The sequence below is a fragment of the Pantoea sp. BR_17 genome, from assembly GCF_041955125.1.
Taxonomy (GTDB): domain Bacteria; phylum Pseudomonadota; class Gammaproteobacteria; order Enterobacterales; family Enterobacteriaceae; genus Pantoea; species Pantoea stewartii.
In genome coordinates this window covers 40,285-58,574 of record NZ_JAVAXT010000004.1, presented here as the reverse complement: position 1 = coordinate 58,574, position 18,290 = coordinate 40,285, and the positions used below count along the sequence as shown (strand labels likewise).

Sequence of the window (18,290 nt, the reverse complement as noted above, 5' to 3'; positions counted from 1 at the left end):
CCAAAATTAAAAACGCAGCCACAATAGTGCAGGTGATAATAATTATCAATTCATGGAATGTTAATAGTGATGACGTAACGTAAAAGCGCACGGCGTTTACCGTGCGCTTTTAACCCGTTATGAGCGGGGAAATTCCATCTCACTGTATTTCACAATGCGTCCGCCCCGCACCAGCCTGTAACCCAGCCAGATCAGCAGGAACAAGGGCAGGCCAATATAGGTCGCTGCAACGCTGTACCAGTCAATGGTGTCCTGCAGGAAGGCCTGGTAATTCTGACCGAGCGTAATAATCAGACAGAGTACAAAGGCAAAAATGGGCCCCAGTGGGAAGAAGCCTGAGCGGTACGGCAAGTCGCTCAGATCGCGCCCCTGCGCCACATAACCGCGACGGAAACGATAGTGACTGATGGCAATCCCTAACCAAGCGATAAAGCCTGTCATACCGGAGGTATTCAGCAGCCAGAGATAGACTTCCTGATTACCAAATTTTGAGGTTAAAAAGCACAAACCCGCGACGACGGTGGTGGCCCATAACGCATTACGCGGTACGCCGCCTTTTGACAGCCGGGCAAAAATGCGCGGCGCTTTACCTTCACACGCCAGGTTATACAACATGCGCGTTGAGGCATACATCCCGGAGTTACCCGCCGACAGTACCGCCGTTAAAATCACCGCGTTCATGACCGCCGCCGCAGACAGCAGGCCGGCATTCTGGAACACCAGGGTAAACGGACTCACGCTGATATCTTTAATATCATTGTGCAGCAGTTGCGGATCGGTATAGGGCAGAATCAGACTGATAATCAGAATGGCCAGCACATAAAACAGCAGGATGCGCCAGAACACCTGACGCACGGCGCGCGGAATGTTTTTCGCCGGATCTTCAGATTCACCCGCCGCTATGCCAATGAGTTCAGTCCCCTGGAAAGAAAAGCCGACAATCATCGCAACACCGATCATCGCCGCGAAGCCTCCGGCAAACGGCGCATCGCCTACCTGCCAGTTATGCCAGCCTGCATTTTCCGCGCCACGCATAATGCCCACAATCATCAACACGCCCACCACGATAAAGATCACGACGGTGGCGACTTTGATCAAGGAGAACCAGTATTCGGTTTCGCCAAAGCCTTTGACTGAAATGTAATTGATCAGGAACATCAGGCTCAGGAACAGTGCGCTCCAGATCCAGCCCGGCGTGTCGGGGAACCAGTAATTCATAACCAGTTGCGATGCCACCAGGTCGACAGCAATGGTGACCGCCCAGTTGTACCAGTAATTCCAGCCCAGGGCGAAACCAAAGCCCTCTTCCACGTATTTGGCACCGTAGGTGGCGAAGGAGCCGGAAACCGGCATAAAGGCAGCCAGTTCGCCGAGGCTGGTCATCAGGAAATAGACCATTAAGCCAATTAAGGCATATGAGAGTAATGCCCCGCCGGGGCCAGCTTGAGAGATGGTGGCACCGGATGCCACAAACAGACCTGTACCGATTGATCCGCCAATGGCGATCATGGTGAGATGGCGTGCTTTTAGATCGCGTCGTAACGCAGGTTGTTGTGTTGTATTTGTATCATTATGCATGTGTAAACATTACGCTGGGTAAAAATAAGGCGCGATTGTAGCAGCAAAGGCCACGCTGTATAGCGAATGCTACGCTGTTATTAGTTACCTTCATGATTGGCGCGAAATTATTAGCGGCGCCGCCTGTTTCCCTGAAATTCAAGGGGTTGAACCGCTGATTAAACCACCATTCATCGGGCGTTTACGTTTCCCGGCAGTACGATAAAAACCGCGACAGGGCTTTTGAGATGTGTTTTTGTCGATGGTGGATGCGATAAAGCGTGCGCGTCAGATTCGGCAAAGGCGTTTTCAGCTCAATCAGCGTCCCGGCGCTCAACTGCTCGGCAATCACCCGACGTGATAAGCAACTGATGCCCATCCCGTGTCGCACGGCATGCTTTATCGCTTCGGAGTTGCCCAGCTCCATGCCCAACTGAAATGTCGGCAAATGGGACAACAGCAGATAATCGACAATCTCGCGCGTACCTGAGCCGCGCTCGCGGAGAATCCAGGTGGCCTCAGCCAGCGAGGTCAGCGTGACGGGCTGCTGCAAAATGGCGGCGTCCGGTGCGGCAAAGACCACCAGTTCATCTTCCAGCCAGGGCTCGCTGACCAGTTCTGTCATATGGCACGGCCCCTCAATTAATCCCACATCGACGCGAAAATCGGAAACGGCTGTGATCACGTCCTGACTGTTTCCCACGCTCAGCTCTAAAGGCAACGTGGGGAAATCACGGCGGTAACCGGCAATCATCCCCGGCAGCAGATAATTTCCGATGGTGCTGCTGGCATAAATACGAATAGCCCCGTTATCTTCTTTAAATAACTGTTCGATTTCTGTGGCCTGTTCGAGCAGGCCAACGGCACGGGGATAAAGTAACCGGCCATGTTCGTTGAGCACTAGCCGCTTTCCTACCCGATCGAAAAGCTGCACACCTAACTGGTTTTCCAGATCAGCCAGGGCGGCACTGACAGCAGACTGGGAGAGCGCCAGCACCTGAGAAGCCTGGGTGGTAGAGCCGCTTTTAAGCACCTCGGTAAACACTTCAATTTGTCGCAGGGTAATATGCATGAAAACTCCGGAATCACTTAGCGCGCGACAAGGTAAACGATCAGGGCGATCCACAGCAGAAAAATCACACCCAGTACACCCAATACTTTTTTACCGCGTGCACGCTGTTGCTGCGCACGCGCGACGCTGCGGGCCCGAACCTCGCGCGGCAGCATTTTCAGCAGTAACATGACACCGGCAGGGATAATGACGGCATCGTCTACTAATCCCACAACCGGGATAACATCCGGAATCAAATCGATCGGACTTATGCCGTACGCCAGCAACCCGGCGGCCAGGCCTTTACACCACAGCGGTGTTTGAGGATCGCGACAGGCAAAGGCGAGCGTCAGCACATCGCGTTTGATGAGCGTGATTAAGCGTTTCAGTCGTGCAAACAGCATAGTTCCTGCCTTATCACTTATAGCGGTAGATTATAAATATATAATCAATTTCACTTTTAACAAGCCCCGCATGATGATGAGCGCTCAACCAGGAGCGTAATCATGGCAGACATCACCCTCTCAAAAAATCCTTTCGTTCAGCAGTGGCTACCCGGCCTGTTGTTATGCGGCCTGATCGCCAGCGTGACTGCCGCTGTGGCCCAGGTGCCAGGCATCGCTCGTCTGGGTCTGGGATCATTAACTCTGGCGATTATGCTGGGCATCATCGTCGGTAACAGCGTTTACTCTCCTCTTGCCGGCCAGTGTGACGCGGGCGTACAGCTGGCAAAACAAAAACTGCTCAGGCTCGGTGTGATTCTGTTTGGCTTTCGCATCACCTTGCAGCAAATCACCGACGTGGGATTAAGCGGTCTGCTGATTGATGTGCTGACCCTGAGCAGTACGTTCTTTGTGACCTGCCTGCTGGGCCGACGTCTGCTGAAGCTTGACCGCGAAACTGTATGGTTAATTGGTGCAGGCAGCAGCATCTGTGGCGCCGCGGCGGTGCTGGCCACGGAACCGGTGGTCAAAGCGGCGCCGTCAAAAGTGGCCGTTGCCGTCGCTACGGTGGTGCTGTTTGGTACCCTGGCGATTTTTATTTATCCCGTTTTGTGGCCACTGGTGCATGACTTTTTTCCCCGTGTCACGCTGACGCAGTTTGGCATTTTTACCGGTTCAACCATTCATGAGGTGGCGCAGGTCGTTGCTGCCGGACACAGCATTGCGCCCGAAACCGAAAGCAGCGCCGTTATCGCGAAAATGCTGCGCGTCATGCTGCTGGCGCCGTTTTTACTGTTGCTGAGCGGCGTCCTGCGACGTGAGCAGGCAGAACAGCAGAGCGCAAAGCCGGTGACGTTTCCATGGTTTGCCCTGATGTTTGTCGTTGTCGCCTTGTTCAACTCGCTGCACTGGCTGCCGGCCGGATGGGTGAATATGTTCAACACGCTGGGAGGAATATTGCTGACCATGGCAATGGCGGCACTGGGTCTGACCACCCGTTTCACTGCCCTGCGTGCAGCGGGCTATAAACCTGTGCTGTTGGGGGCACTGGTCTTTGGCTGGCTGGTGCTGGGCGGCGGCACGATTAACCTGCTGGTTCAGCGTTTTATCGCGTAAGGCACGTTCATGTCTTTATTAAACCGGCCGCATGCAGGCCGGTTAGCCCGTTTGCTCGCGTGCTGAAGGTGTTCATCTCACCCCAACGTTGCGAGAAGCGCCGTAAATTAAGCCATTGTTATTAGGTAAGATCCTCCCGTAGCTCTATTGTAGACCGGTGATTTTTACGAGCCGGAACTGATGAAGAGAACGTCCCCAACACCGACACCTCACGACGCGCTGTTCCGACAGTTTCTGACCGAACCGGACGTGGCGCGGGATTTTATGGCGATCCACCTGCCACAAGCGTTGCGCGCCCTGTGCGATCTGACCACGCTTAAGCTGGAATCGGGTTCCTTTGTCGAGGACGACCTGCGGCAGTACTATAGCGATGTGCTGTACAGCGTGAAAACCGCGTCCGGCGAAGGCTATATCCACGTCCTTATTGAACACCAGTCTGGTCCGGATAAACACATGGCCTTCAGGTTAATGCGCTATGCGGTGGCCGCCATGCATCGCCATCTGCAAGCCGGACATCAAACGCTGCCGTTAGTCATTCCCGTCTTGTTCTACACCGGTAAACGTAGCCCCTATCCCTATTCTCTCTGCTGGCTGGATGGCTTTGCGTTACCGGATCAGGCGGGCAAACTTTACACGGCGGCTTTCCCTTTGGTTGACGTAACGCGTATCCCTGACGACGAGATCCTGCACCACCGCCGTATGGCCGCCTTAACGTTACTTCAGAAGCACATCCATCAGCGTAATCTGACCGTGATGCTTGACAGGCTGGTGGCTATTCTCACAAATGAATATCTCTCTTCATCACAGGTTATCTCGCTGGTAAACTACATGGTGCAGGCGGGCGAGGTGTCGGATGCGCATGCCTTAATCCATAAGCTGGCACAGCGGGTGCCGCAACACGGAGACGCACTGATGACCATTGCAGAACAGCTGGAACAAAAAGGGATTGAGAAAGGTATCCGTTTGGGCGAACAGCGTGGTCTTGAGAAAGGCAGAAAGGAAGAAGCGCTGAAGATTGCCCGGGTCATGTTAACTAACGGCTTTGACCGCCCTACCGTCATCAAAATGACCGGCCTGAGCGAAAAAGATATCGCGCAACTCCGCCACTGACAGGTTTGCCCAACCTTTTTAGTCCCCGCATCATTCTGTTGCAGACGCTTGCCAGCTCGCCATGCTGGCAGCCTGTCCTTTCTGACGCCGCTCTGTTCTGCGGGGCAGCAGATATTATCCTGTCGCGCTGCTGTTTGCCTGCCTAATCCGGGTGTAAAAATTTCCGCCGCGCTGCGTTTTGCCCCAGTGTCATCGTGTATCATGCCGTTCAGACTGAGTTGAACCCTTCAGGAGAACGGCATGAAGTATATTGGCGCGCACGTCAGCGCATCGGGTGGCGTGGATCAGGCAGTGATCCGCGCGCATGAACTGGAAGCCACGGCGTTTGCGCTGTTCACCAAAAATCAGCGCCAGTGGAAAGCCGCCCCGCTCTCGGATGAGACCATTGCTGCCTTTCGCGCTGCCTGCGAGAAATACCACTTTTCATCAGATCAGATTCTGCCTCATGACAGCTATCTGATTAATCTGGGGCATCCGGTTATGGAAGCCCTGCAGAAATCCCGCGATGCCTTCGTGGATGAAATGCAGCGTGCAGAGCAACTGGGCCTGACACTGTTGAATTTTCATCCGGGTAGCCATTTACAGCAGATTGACGAGCTGACCTGTTTAAAACGTATCGCTGAGTCCATCAATATCGCACTGGATCAGACCCGCAACGTCACCGCCGTGATTGAAAACACCGCCGGACAGGGCAGTAATCTGGGCTTTCGCTTTGAGCATCTCGCGACCATTATCGAACACGTTGAAGATAAATCTCGCGTAGGTGTTTGTATTGATACCTGCCATGCTTTCGCCGGCGGATATGACCTGTGCAGCGAAGCCGCCTGTACTGAAACCTTTGCCGAGTTTGATCGCATAGTCGGATTTAATTATCTGCGTGGCATGCACCTGAATGATGCCAAAAGTACGCTGGGCAGCCGGGTTGACCGTCACCACAGCCTGGGAGAAGGCAATATCGGTAAAACCGTATTTAGCTGGATAATGAAGGATTCGCGCTTCGATGGTATTCCACTGATTCTGGAGACCATCAATCCGGATATCTGGAAAGATGAAATAGCCTGGCTCAAATCAGAGCAACGTTAAAAAAAGGAGCCTGGCGGCTCCTTTTTCCTTTTAAGATCAGGCTTTCGCCAGTTCTTCTTCCGGGCGTTTCAGCACCGCATACCCTAATCCGGCAATGGCTGTGCCGATAACAATCGACAGCAGGTAACCCAGTACCGGGGTAATTGCACCTGGAATCAACAGCACGAACAGGCCGCCGTGCGGTGCCATCAGTTTGGCACCAATCGCCATAGAAGTGGCACCGGTCACCGCACCGCCGACGATACAGCATGGCAGGACGCGCATGGGGTCACGAGCGGCAAACGGAATCGCACCTTCTGAGATAAAGCACAGGCCCAGAACCAGCGCGGCTTTACCTCCTTCCTGCTGACCTTTATTGAATTTACGACGGGCAACCAGCGTCGCCAGGCCCATTGCCAGCGGTGGCACCATACCCGCAGCCATAATGGCGGCCATCGGTGCATAGGTTTGTGAACTCAGCAGACCGACACCGAAAGCGTAGGCAACTTTGTTAACAGGACCACCCATGTCGGTACACATCATACCGCCGAGGATAGCACCCAGCAGGATAGCGTTAGCCGTTCCCATGTGAGCCAGCCAACTGGTCAAACCGCTCATGATGCCCGCGACGGGTTTACCGACCACATAAATCATCAGCAAGCCGGTGATCAGGCTGGCAAACAGCGGAATGATCAGGATAGGTTTTAACGCTTCCATACTTTGTGGCAGCTTCACTTTGCCGCTAATGAGTTTGGCTGCATACCCCGCAATAAAGCCCGCGATGATGCCGCCAAGGAAGCCCGCGTTGATGCTGGTGGCGATCATCCCGCCAATCAGGCCCGGCGTCAGGCCCGGACGGTCCGCGATAGAGAACGCGATAAAACCCGCCAGTACCGGCACCATCAGGGCAAACGCGCTACCGCCACCGATTTGCATCAGCGCAGCCGCCAGCGTACCCGGCTCTTTAAACGCCGTAATACCAAACGCAAACGACAGCGCGATACTCAGACCACCAGCCACCACCATCGGCAGCATGTAAGACACGCCTGTTAACAGATGACGGTAAGCGCCTGCACCGCCCTCTTTTTTCTCTTCCTGATTGCTGTTTTGCGCGCCGGACGGTTTAAACGGCTTCGCTTCAGCAACGGCTTTATCCAGTTCCTGAGCGGTCTTCTTCAGCGCCAGGCCGGTTGAGGTACGGTACATCGGCTTACCCGCAAACTTCGCCAGGTCCACTTCGATATCCGCCGCCACGATCACCAGATCGGCCGCCGCCACTTCTTCTGGCGTAATCGCGTTACCTGCACCAACAGAGCCACGGGTTTCAACTTTTACCCACCAGCCGCGTTTGGTCGCTTCAGCCTGAATAGCTTCAGCCGCCATAAACGTATGTGCTACACCCGTTGGACAGGCCGTTACGGCAACCACGCGTTTTGGTCCGTTAGCTGACGCTGTTGCAGGGGTTGCAGCCGGAGCGGCTGCGCGGGCCTGCCAGGGTTTCGCTTCGGCTTTCGCACGGTTCAGGAACTGTTCTGGCTCACTGACCGCCTGTTGAACATCGCCCAGCCAGACGGATTTTCCGTTCAGCGCAGCATCGTCAGGCACATGTTGACCGGTGACAATCACCAGTTCGGCTTCCGCCGGGTTTTCTGTTAGCGTCAAACCCGCCTGCGCAGCCGCAGCAGCCAGACGTTGTTTTGCCATGTAGGCAGAGGCCAGTCCTGTTGAAGGATCTTTTATCAGCAGCGTTTTCACTATCGCTCTCCTGCTGTTAGTTAACGGGTTGTAAGTCGACGCGCGCCATCATTGCGGCCAACTGGGTACGATCGGTAACGCCAACGTTGCTCTGGCTCACGGCCATCGCGGCTACCGCAGTAGCCAGACGTAACGTATGTTCACTGGATTCACGCATTAACAGGCCATAAATCAGGCCACCTACCATGGAGTCACCTGCCCCAACGGTGCTGACAACCTCGCACACCGGCGGTTTAGCAATCCATTCACCTGAGGCATTGACCCAAAGTGCGCCTTCTGCACCCAGAGAAATCACCACATGTGCAATGCCCTGCTCACGCAACTCGTGCGCTGCGTTAATCACATCCTGCAACGTAGGGAGTTTACGTCCCGCCCAGATTTCCAGCTCGCGACGGTTGGGTTTGACCAGCCATGGTGCGGCCTTCAGGCCTGCGACCAGCGCTTCACGGCTGCTGTCGAAGATAATGCATGGGCAATGGGTGCGCAGTTCGGTCATCCAGCGGGTAAAGGCGTCAGGATCGACACCTTCCGGCAGGCTGCCACTAACGCAAACCATGTCGAACTGACCCAGCCAGGTTAATGAATCGCTGGTAAAACGATCCCAGTCCTGCGCGGTCACCCTGAAGCCGGAAAAGTTGAGATCGGTGACGTCCCCGTTTTGCTCGGTGAGCTTGACGTTGATGCGGGTACGGCCATTGACTACCTGAAAGCGGTTAGCAATCCCCAGTTCACTGAACAGCTGTTGGAAACCATCCTGGTTATCTTTCCCCAGAAAGCCCCCTACGGTGACATCAATCCCCAGATCTTTCAGCACTTTGGCAACATTGATGCCTTTACCGGCAGCATGCAATCCGGTGGTCTTCACCAGGTTCACTTCACCGCGCTCAATTTCAGGCGTATAGCCGACCAGGTCGTACGCAGGATTCAACGTGATAGTTGCCACACGTCTGGTCATGCTGCCCCCTCACCTAATCCGCTGTTGATTGCTTCTTCGATGGCGTCTAATGCCTGCTGTGCATCATCACCACTGGCAGTGAAACGCAGGCGATGGCCTTTTTTCACGCCCAGCGCGACCACTTTCATCAGGCTGCGTCCGTTCGCCGGTTTGCCGCTGCCGTCGAGGTTCGTAATCGTGATCTCACTGTTAAACTGCTTGATAACGCTCACCAGTGCCGTACCCGGACGCGCATGTAAGCCATGCTCGTTGCGGATCGTGAATTCTGCAGTCAGTTGGTCCGCCTGCTCGTCGACTTCGCTGGTCAGCAGAGCATAAACACCTGCCGCATCCGCTTTTAATAAACGATCGGCCTTATTACTCTGCAGCAGAGCGCTGAGGTAGCCCAGCACGTCCAGAGGACGCTCATCAACGGCTGCCACGCTTATCAGCATGTTGACCGGTTCGCCCTGGTGCTCAAACGCGCTCGCTACGCGGCTGACGGCTACGCCGCTTTGCAGATTGCCTTTACCGCTGTCACTGAGCCAGATGCCCTGTCCCAGACTCAGAGGATGGCGGGACACCACATCCGCGACATAGCTGGCATCAACCACGCCCGCCGCCTGTAAACGCCCGGCATTTAAGGCCTGCAACGTCATCAAATCACGTGCATTGACGTCGAGGGTAATCAGGGAGGTGTCAAAGCTGAACGCTGCGGGCTGCTTCTCACCCATCAGCAGCGCACGCAGATCTTCCGCTGAGGCCGTTTTAAGCTGTTCGGCAACAGAGTCATCACTCAGCACATGCGTAAGCTGACGTAACAAGGCTAGGTGTTCATCGGATTTGGCCGCAATACCAATCGCGACATAGGCGGTCTGATCGTCGCCCCAGGCAATGCCCTGCGGAAACTGAAAGACCTGCACGCCGGTTTTCAGCACCAGATCGCGCGTGTCGGTGGTGCCGTGAGGAATGGCAATACCATTACCCAAAAAGGTAGAGGTCTGCTGCTCACGTGCCAGCATACCGTTGACATAACCTTCCGCCACGTTACCTGCAGCAGTAAGTGCCGCCGCAACCTGACGAATCGCATCTTCTTTATTTTGGGCGCTGGCTCCGGTATGGATGGCCTGCAATTCGAGCTGGAACATAATTCTCCTCGCTTGCTGATTGAATCGTTTCAGCTTACTGGTGTCGAATCTTGCTGTTCGTGCCACTAAAGGCCGCTACAGCAACGCTGAAACGTTTCAAGAATTGTGCTGAACATGCGTGTCACTGGCAAGAAAATGCGTCAACGACGTAGCAGATCTTTGACGTTACGCACAATTCAGTGAGATCAGAGGATAATCTTAAAAAGCGTGCTGAAGTCTGGGTGACATGAGGTCGATTAACAGGAGGGGAATTTCAGCAACGTCAGCTCCTTGCCATTAATCGCATGCCTCTGCTCTGCTTCAGCGTCAGCGTCAGCAAACACTTTCACAAAGATACGAACAAATTCAGGACGCCATGCAGGCAGGGAGCGATTAACATGCACCAGAGGATAAATTATGCCGTCGACAATACAGCCAGAAATGCGGCGTTTTTAAACGGTGATGATGTCTCAAAAGACAACAAACGCAGCGAAGACGGGAACCTGCACCGGGGAAATCAGGGGGCGGTACTTTGCTCAAGGTGAATAAGATAATCCATCGCATAATGACGGTTACTACCGCACATCTCAACCGATGGCTGTAGTCCGGCGCACACTTTCGGACGCAGAGGCGATCCAAAAATTTTACAGAGGTTATTATCCGCAAGCTGAACGCACCGGGTATTAGCGGGTTTGCCCTGTGGCATTCCCGGAATGGGCGAGGAAATGCTCGGGGCAATACAACATGCGCCACAGTCTGTACGACATTCCATCTTTTACCTCCTCGAACCGCTAAAGCGCGCACGATAACAGAACGTGCCTTACCCTGACATCACCTTTACAGAGAAACAGGCCAGGCGCCGATCGCCGGTCATGCTGTGATGTCGCCTTTGCAACGCCAATGACGTCATGATCCATGATGTATACTGAGGTGGCTTTATCCTGTTAGTCGCCATCAGGCACAAAATTTTTCGCGCTGTCTTGCCTGTTCACGTCCGCGCGAGTAACGTTGCGCGCACTATCACTTTGACAGCGAGAACCGCAATGCCAAAAGCGAACGAAATCAAAAAAGGAATGGCCGTCACCCATAACGGCAAACTGCTGCTGGTGAAAGACATTGATGTCCAGAGCCCAAGCGCCCGGGGCGCGGCAACGCTGTATAAAATGCGCTTTACCGATGTGCGCACCGGCATGAAAGTAGAAGAACGCTTCAAAGGCGATGAAATTATTGATGCCATTTCGCTGAGCCGCCGCAGCGTCACCTTCTCTTATATTGATGGTGATGAATACGTCTTCATGGACGATGAAGATTACACGCCTTACGCCTTCAAAAAAGAGCAAATAGAAGAAGAACTGCTGTTTATCCCTGAAGGGGGCATTCCCGGTATCCAGGTGCTCACCATGGACGGACAGGTGCTGGCGCTTGAACTGCCTCAGACGGTTGACATGGAAATTGTGGACACCTCGCCCGGAATTAAAGGCGCGTCGGCCAGCGCACGCACAAAGCCTGCCGGGATGAGTACAGGCCTGGTCGTGCAGGTGCCCGAATATCTCAGTAACGGTGAGCGCATTCGCATCCATGTGGCAGAGCGCCGCTATATGGGACGCGCCGACTGATCCAGACTGGCGCGTGCGGCAGGCGAATATTGTTATACTATAACAATATTCGCATAATGCTTTGCAGGAGCTTCAGGCATGACACGTGTTAACCTCCTTACCGGATTTTTAGGCAGCGGAAAGACCACTACGCTGCTTCACCTGTTAGCGCATAAGCCCGCCGGGGAAAACTGGGCTGTACTGGTCAATGAATTCGGTGAGATTGGTATTGATGGCGCATTACTTGCCAACCGCGGCGCCACGCTAAAAGAGATTCCCGGCGGCTGTATGTGTTGCGTTAACGGACTGCCCATGCAAATTGGGTTGAACAGGCTGTTAAAGCAGACTAAACCCGACCGTTTATTAATCGAACCCACTGGACTCGGCCATCCCCGCCAGCTCCTGACCATGCTGACCTCGCCTGCCTATGAGCCCTGGCTCACGCTTCAGGCGACACTGACGCTGCTGGATGCGCGCCAGCTTGCCGACCCACGTATCCTCAATAATGAAAACTTTCGCGATCAACTCCTCGCCGCCGACATCATCATTGGCAATAAACGCGATCGCTGGAGTGACCATGATAAGCAGCGCCTGGCACAATGGCGGACAGCGCATCAGGCCGATCGCCCGTTTGTGGCTACGGAATTTGGCCGTATCCCTCCAGCCTTGCTGGACAAACCGCGAGGCGCGCCGCGCGACATTCCGCATCCTGCACATCACTCTCATTCAACGCCCCCGGGCAGTGGTATTGCGGCAATGCGTCTTGACGGGCAGAGCGCGTGGCGTCGGGCGCTCAATCAGGGCCAGGGTTATGTCGCCTGCGGCTGGCTTTTTGACAATGAAACGGTGTTTGACGCTCAGCCCCTGCTTGAATGGGCGCGGCTTGCCCCTGTAGATCGGGTCAAAGGCTTCCTGCGAATAAAGGAAGGCTCAGTCAGTATCAATCGTCAGGGGGAGGATTTTCATTATGCATTGCTGGACACAACGCCGCCAGACAGCCGTGTTGAGATGATTCATTCCGCACCTGCCGACTGGAATAGTTTACAATCCGCCTTGTTGAAGATTCGTTTAAGCTGACATGGTTATGGTCGGCGGTTATTTTTTTACTGGGGCAGATTTATGCACGCAACACGTCTTGTCACCATCCTCCTGCTTAATGCACTGGGGATGATGCTGTTTTTTTCTTGGTACTTACCGCCTCATCACGGGTTTTGGTTTGAAATTGATAAAGGGATTTTTTTCGCCTTCAATAATGAGATGGTTGCTCACCCGGCGTTTGCCCTGCTGGTTGCCATCACTAATTTTCGCGGCTTTGATGCCGTGTCCTTGCTGGCAATGGGCTTGCTCTATCTGTGGCTGTGGTACCGCGAAACGCCCACCGGTCGACGTCGTATGCTGGCCATTGGCATTACCATGCTTGTGACTGCGGTCGTTCTGAATCAGGCCGGCCATCTGTTGCCGGTCAAACACGCCAGCCCGACGCTGTTTTTTGACGGCGTGCATCGTGTCAGTGAGCTGACCGGCATTCCCGCCAAAGATGCGTCAAAGGACAGTTTTCCCGGCGATCATGGCATGATGCTGATGATCTTTGCGGCATTTATGTGGCGTTATTTTGGCTTTCGCCCGTTTTTAGTCGGCGTGGTAATTGTCGCTTTATTCGCTTTGCCGCGCGTGATGGCTGGCGCGCACTGGTTTACGGATATTACGGTAGGTTCGCTTTCTGTTGTTCTGGTGGGATTGAGCTGGTGGTTATTAACACCGGCAAGTGATTATCTGGTTAATTGGTTTTATCACAAATTACCGGGCAAAAATAAACCCCAAGGGTAATTAATTAGCGAGGGCGGGTTAATGATTAAATTTTAAACCGCCCTTACTTATAAAAAACTTAAAGTAACAATTAGCACGCTAACAAAAAATCACACTGAAGCCGATGATATTACAGGATTTATCCTGTCTGATGAAAGCCAGCCGCGCCGCCGCCCTCCCCGTAACCCGCACTATGCCTGGAATTAGCGTCTGTTTTCCCCTTTCATCCTGTTATTACACTTGCATTCCTGTTGATAAAGTGAACAAGTCATTTAAGTTTGATAAGTATCAAAAAAACCTATCAGAATTTGATTAAAAGCACTCGCCACGGCCTCGGGAATCGGTTAATCTCGGTCGCAGTGAGAAAGAAGTCGCGGTATTAAGCATTCTTTAACAGATAAATTGTGGTGATTTACACATTTTTATAATTAAAGCGTTGTCTTGTTCTGGCTGGCTTATTAATCTCATTCCGTTTTGTCATCTGGCTGGCGACAATCTTGTCGTAAGGACTTCGAAGGAAAACCCGAATAATGGTCAAGTCTCAACCAATACTGAGATATATCTGGCGGATAGCGCCCGCTCTGGCGCTGGCAACACTCCTCTCAGCTTGTAGCAGTACCCATAACGCAAAAATCGAGAATCATGAAGTTAACAACCAGAATGGTTTTTTACTTCAAGCGTCTCAGGATGAGTTCGAAGAGATGGTGCGTAATGTCGATGTTAAGACACGCATCATGGATCAATACGCGAGCTGGAAAGGTGTACGTTACCGTCTTGGCGGTGATACTAAACGCGGCATTGATTGTTCCGCTTTCGTACAGCGTACTTTTCGTGAACAATTTGGATTAGATCTTCCTCGTTCGACCTCCGAACAGCAGGGAACAGGGAAAGAAATCGCACGCAGCAGATTGCGCCCGGGTGACTTAGTCCTCTTCCGTGCAGGTTCCACCGGCCGTCATGTTGGTATCTATCTTGGCAACGACAACTTTGTTCATGCCTCGACCAGCAACGGCGTGATGATCTCCAGCCTTAATGAAGATTACTGGAAAAAACGTTATCGCGAAGCACGTCGGGTATTAAGTCGAAATCCGAGCTAGTGTAGAACGAACGTCCTCTCAGCCAGAGAAAAAAGAACGCTGCCTATGCAGCGTTTTTTTTTCTGAATCCAGCGAATCAACTTAAAAAATACTTGTTTATCAAAATAATAACGAGACATTACTAACTGACTCGTTATATTCTCAAACGCGAAAATGTGTGCGATTGTGCATCATTTAGTTTTGTATTTTGATCAGGGGAAGCACTTCATGCCATTGTCGCGGGCGCTGATACGCCAGGCAACTTATCCTCGTCGCATCGCGTGGAAGAGCGCGATTGTTGGTAGTTTGTTTTTCTTGTTGTTAACGTCTGTTTTGCTTATTCAGACCCAGCACCATCGCAAGCAACAACACAAGCAGTTGCTCATCGACAGCAGCACCGATTTTCAGCACAGCGTGAACGCCCTTATTTCAGATACCCTCATTCCGCTGCTTCCCTTAGTTAAGTCTGAATGCTACATCGTTAATCACGAATTAACCGCGCGTGCAGCCTTTGCGGGTGACATACGCGCCATTATCCTGGTTAAAGACGGTAATGCCTTTTGCTCCTCGGCGACGGGGAGTTTCTTTCAGCCGCTCAGCGCGCTCTCACCGCGCACCGATCCTACACGTGAACGGGATATTCGTTTACTGCCCGGAACGCCAATGCAGCCAACAAAACCGGCGCTGGCGATCTGGATCAAACAACCCGGTACCCAGCAGTCAGGCCTGTTTGTCACGCTGAATGTCAGCCTGTCACCTTATCAACTCAAAGCGTCATCTCACCCCGAAATTACCGGTATCGCGTTACTTGCGCATAATACTGCCCTGACAAGCTGGCAGCCCACGCTGGTGCGAAATCACCTGATCCCCTCACCCCTTATGCAGACGCCAATGGACGGATTGCCGTTTCAGTTTGCACTTTATGGTTCAACCTTATCGGCGAGCGACTACCAAACGATCATGCTGATTAGCCTGTTGTTTGCGTTAATTGTCAGCGGGATGAGCTGGGTGTTACTGTCCCGGGTGCGCCGTCCCGGTAAAGAAATCACGATGGGCATTCGACGTGGCGAGTTTCATGTTGAATATCAGCCCATCATCACAGCAGCAGACAGGCAATCGTACGGCATTGAGGCGCTGCTTCGCTGGACGCACCCTTCAGGCGAAGCAATCTCACCCGACATTTTTATCAGTTATGCCGAAGCGCAAAACCAAATCATTCCCCTGACCCGGCACCTTTTTGAGCTGGTTGCACGTGATGCACATCTACTGCGCCACACGCTGCCGAAAGGAACCTGCATCAGTCTTAATATTTCGCCGCTGCATCTGGGTGCCTGCAGCTTTCGCGATGATGTGCTGTACTGGCAAGACAGCATGCCGCACGATCACTTTCAGTACGTTTTTGAGATTACTGAACGTGCTGTGGTGGAAAACAGTAACGCGGCCGCACTGTTTGACTGGCTTCATCAGCGCGGAATTAAAATTGCGGTAGATGATTTCGGTACCGGGCACAGTGCATTAATCTATCTTGAAAAGTATGCGTTTGATTATCTGAAGATTGACCGTGGGTTTGTTCAAAGTATTGGCACCGAAACGATTACCTCGCCCGTACTGGATACAGTCTTACAGCTGTCAAAGAAACTGAATCTGATGAGCGTGGCGGAAGGCGTTGAGACGGATGAGCAGGCAAGCTGGCTGATCAACCGTGGCGTGACACATTTGCAGGGCTATCTGTTTAGCCGCCCGCTACCGCCCGAACAGGTCAAGGCGTTCTTTCTGCGCCAGACCAGCCAGTCCATCAGCCTGTAACACCGCTGCGGTGTCAAAACGTTCAGGAGACCGCCCTCTTTATGCCGTTCCGCTATGTTGTTTTGCTGCTGTGCTGCTGGTTGACCAGCCCGCTGCACGCCAGCCCGGTGCAGGTCAGTTACACGTTTGCTCAGTTGGGCACGCCGAAGTATGCCGTGGACTTTCATCATTACGACTATGTGAACCCTGACGCGCCGAAGGGCGGCAAAATTGTTCAGGCTGTGCCCGGCACCTACGACAATTTCAACCGCTACGCATCGCGCGGCAATCCGGCGGCGGGCACCGGCACACTGTATGACAGCTTATTTACCACGTCGGATGATGAACCCGGCAGTTACTATCCGCTGATTGCCGAATCCGCCCGTCATCCCGCTGATTTTCGCTGGATGGAGATCACCCTTAACCCGCGTGCGCGATTTCACGATGGCTCTGCCATTACCGCTGAGGATGTCGCGTTTACGTTTCACACATTCATGACCGAAGGCGTACCCCAGTTTCGTCTCTATTATCGCGGCGTGACGATGGAGGCGGTTAATCGTCTGACGGTGCGTATTACGTTACCGGCACCCGACAAAGATTTGATGCTGAGCTTACTATCGCTGCCGGTGATATCGCATACCTTCTGGCAGAATAAAAAGTTTAACGAACCGCTCAGTCAGCCTCCTCTGTCGAGCGGACCTTACCGCATCAGCCGCTGGAAGCTGGGCCAGTTTATTGAGTACAGTCGCGTGAAGGACTACTGGGCAGCTGATTTGCCGGTCAACCGCGGTCGCTTTAATTTTGACGTCATGCGTTACGACTATTACCTGGATGACAACGTGGCGTTTGAGGCGTTTAAGGCCGGCGCTTTCGACCTGCGAGAAGAGACGTCCGCGAAAAAATGGGCAACGCAGTACCGTGGCCGTCACTTTGACGATCAGCAGATTGTGAAAGAATCTATGCCCAATACCGCGTCAATTGATACGCGCTGGCTGGCGCTCAATAATCAAAAACCCCTGTTTCAGGATCGACGGGTACGCCAGGCGATGGCGCTGGCCTTTGATTTTGAATGGATGAATAAAACGCTGTTCTATCATGCCTTTAAACGTACCAGCAGCTATTTCCAGAATACAAACTATGCTGCAAAGGGCCAACCTGATGCCGCACAGCAACGGCTACTCACCCCTTTCCGTGCGCAGTTACCGCCGGACATCTTTACCGACACCTGGGCACCCCCGACAACCCATGGCAGCGGTTACGATCGCACGAACCTGCTTAAAGCCATGTCCCTGCTGAACCAGGCTGGCTGGCATGTTAAAAACCAACGCCTGGTGAACGATAAGAACGGAAAACCCTTTACGGCAGAGCTGCTGTTGCCCGGTGGCACCAACAGCGAATGGGCCCTTCCCTACCAGCATAACCTTTCCCGCCTGGGGATCACCTTAACGCTGCGTCAGATTGACAGCTCTCAGTATCTGCGTCGCCTGCGCAGCGGCGACTATGATATGGTCAGCACGGTGTATCTCGCGATGCCAACGCCCTCACGTAACCTGCAGGCTAGCTGGCAGTCGGACTATATTCAGTCCTCGTGGAACCACGCCAGGGTTCAGGATCCCGTCGTTGATCACTTCGTTAAAGCGATTGTCGACCATCAGGGTGACGCCGACGCCTTGCTGCCACTGGGGCAGGCGCTGGACCGCATTTTGCTGTGGAATGCGTACATGATCCCGATGTGGTACAGCGCCGACCAGCGCCTTGCCTTTTGGAATAAATTTTCCCATCCTGCGAGGAAACCTGATTACAGTACGGGACTGGATAACTGGTGGTATGACGTCAGTAAAGCCGGCCGCCTGCCCGCTAACCGACGCTAAGG

The 18,290-nt window shown here is 53.3% G+C and carries 16 protein-coding genes; 9 read left to right on the top strand and 7 right to left on the bottom strand.

From position 1 onward, the window contains the following. Positions 1-117: 117 nt before the first annotated feature. From RAC60_RS08210 to RAC60_RS08200, 3 genes are all read right to left on the bottom strand, one after another. Positions 118-1,578, bottom strand: coding sequence for an amino acid permease (locus RAC60_RS08210; protein ID WP_033740564.1), 1,461 nt, complete (start codon positions 1,576-1,578; stop codon positions 118-120). Between the two features lie 181 nt (positions 1,579-1,759). After that, positions 1,760-2,629: a DNA-binding transcriptional regulator YeiE gene (gene yieE, locus RAC60_RS08205; RefSeq protein WP_033740566.1), complete on the bottom strand. Its 870-nt coding sequence runs from the start codon at positions 2,627-2,629 to the stop codon at positions 1,760-1,762. 17 nt (positions 2,630-2,646) lie between these two features. Then, positions 2,647-3,012, bottom strand: coding sequence for a YkvA family protein (locus RAC60_RS08200; RefSeq protein ID WP_006119946.1), 366 nt, complete (start codon positions 3,010-3,012; stop codon positions 2,647-2,649). Between the two features lie 102 nt (positions 3,013-3,114). Here RAC60_RS08200 and RAC60_RS08195 point away from each other — a divergent pair, with 102 nt between their 5' ends. The 3 genes from RAC60_RS08195 (at position 3,115) to nfo (ending at position 6,360) form a co-directional block, all read left to right on the top strand. After that, complete coding sequence (locus tag RAC60_RS08195; RefSeq protein ID WP_058702633.1) at positions 3,115-4,167, top strand: YeiH family protein; 1,053 nt, start codon at positions 3,115-3,117, stop codon at positions 4,165-4,167. A gap of 180 nt (positions 4,168-4,347) precedes the next feature. After that, positions 4,348-5,277 (top strand): Rpn family recombination-promoting nuclease/putative transposase, encoded by a 930-nt coding sequence (locus tag RAC60_RS08190; protein ID WP_033740571.1) that lies wholly within the window; start codon positions 4,348-4,350, stop codon positions 5,275-5,277. 240 nt (positions 5,278-5,517) lie between these two features. Further along, positions 5,518-6,360, top strand: coding sequence for a deoxyribonuclease IV (nfo, locus tag RAC60_RS08185; protein WP_033740573.1), 843 nt, complete (start codon positions 5,518-5,520; stop codon positions 6,358-6,360). A gap of 36 nt (positions 6,361-6,396) precedes the next feature. On the opposite strand, the gene fruA is transcribed toward nfo, so the two are convergent. From fruA to RAC60_RS08165, 4 genes are all read right to left on the bottom strand, one after another. Next, positions 6,397-8,094 (bottom strand): PTS fructose transporter subunit IIBC, encoded by a 1,698-nt coding sequence (gene fruA, locus RAC60_RS08180; RefSeq protein WP_006119954.1) that lies wholly within the window; start codon positions 8,092-8,094, stop codon positions 6,397-6,399. A gap of 16 nt (positions 8,095-8,110) precedes the next feature. After that, on the bottom strand, positions 8,111-9,049 hold the full coding sequence (gene fruK / locus RAC60_RS08175; RefSeq protein WP_006119955.1) for a 1-phosphofructokinase: 939 nt from the start codon (positions 9,047-9,049) through the stop codon (positions 8,111-8,113). After that, positions 9,046-10,176, bottom strand: a complete 1,131-nt coding sequence (fruB, locus tag RAC60_RS08170) for a fused PTS fructose transporter subunit IIA/HPr protein (RefSeq protein ID WP_282498022.1) — start codon at positions 10,174-10,176, stop codon at positions 9,046-9,048. The genes fruK and fruB overlap by 4 nt, the downstream gene beginning before the upstream one ends. 496 nt (positions 10,177-10,672) lie before the next feature. Next, complete coding sequence (locus RAC60_RS08165; RefSeq protein WP_006119957.1) at positions 10,673-10,927, bottom strand: YkgJ family cysteine cluster protein; 255 nt, start codon at positions 10,925-10,927, stop codon at positions 10,673-10,675. Between the two features lie 271 nt (positions 10,928-11,198). Between RAC60_RS08165 and yeiP the strand changes: the two genes are divergently transcribed. The 6 genes from yeiP to RAC60_RS08135 all read left to right on the top strand — a co-directional run bounded on the left by yeiP (position 11,199) and on the right by RAC60_RS08135 (position 18,288). After that, on the top strand, positions 11,199-11,771 hold the full coding sequence (yeiP, locus tag RAC60_RS08160) for an elongation factor P-like protein YeiP (protein WP_006119958.1): 573 nt from the start codon (positions 11,199-11,201) through the stop codon (positions 11,769-11,771). Between the two features lie 78 nt (positions 11,772-11,849). Then, a complete protein-coding gene (locus RAC60_RS08155; protein ID WP_375093291.1) occupies positions 11,850-12,827 on the top strand; it encodes a CobW family GTP-binding protein in 978 nt (325 codons plus the stop codon). 42 nt (positions 12,828-12,869) lie between these two features. Then, a complete protein-coding gene (locus RAC60_RS08150; RefSeq protein ID WP_375093289.1) occupies positions 12,870-13,577 on the top strand; it encodes a phosphatase PAP2 family protein in 708 nt (235 codons plus the stop codon). 509 nt (positions 13,578-14,086) lie between these two features. Continuing rightward, positions 14,087-14,653: a bifunctional murein DD-endopeptidase/murein LD-carboxypeptidase gene (mepS, locus tag RAC60_RS08145; RefSeq protein ID WP_006119961.1), complete on the top strand. Its 567-nt coding sequence runs from the start codon at positions 14,087-14,089 to the stop codon at positions 14,651-14,653. A gap of 207 nt (positions 14,654-14,860) precedes the next feature. Further along, complete coding sequence (locus RAC60_RS08140) at positions 14,861-16,438, top strand: cyclic di-GMP phosphodiesterase (RefSeq protein WP_375093287.1); 1,578 nt, start codon at positions 14,861-14,863, stop codon at positions 16,436-16,438. Between the two features lie 41 nt (positions 16,439-16,479). Continuing rightward, on the top strand, positions 16,480-18,288 hold the full coding sequence (locus RAC60_RS08135) for an extracellular solute-binding protein (protein ID WP_263757812.1): 1,809 nt from the start codon (positions 16,480-16,482) through the stop codon (positions 18,286-18,288). The last annotated feature ends 2 nt before the right edge of the window (positions 18,289-18,290 follow it).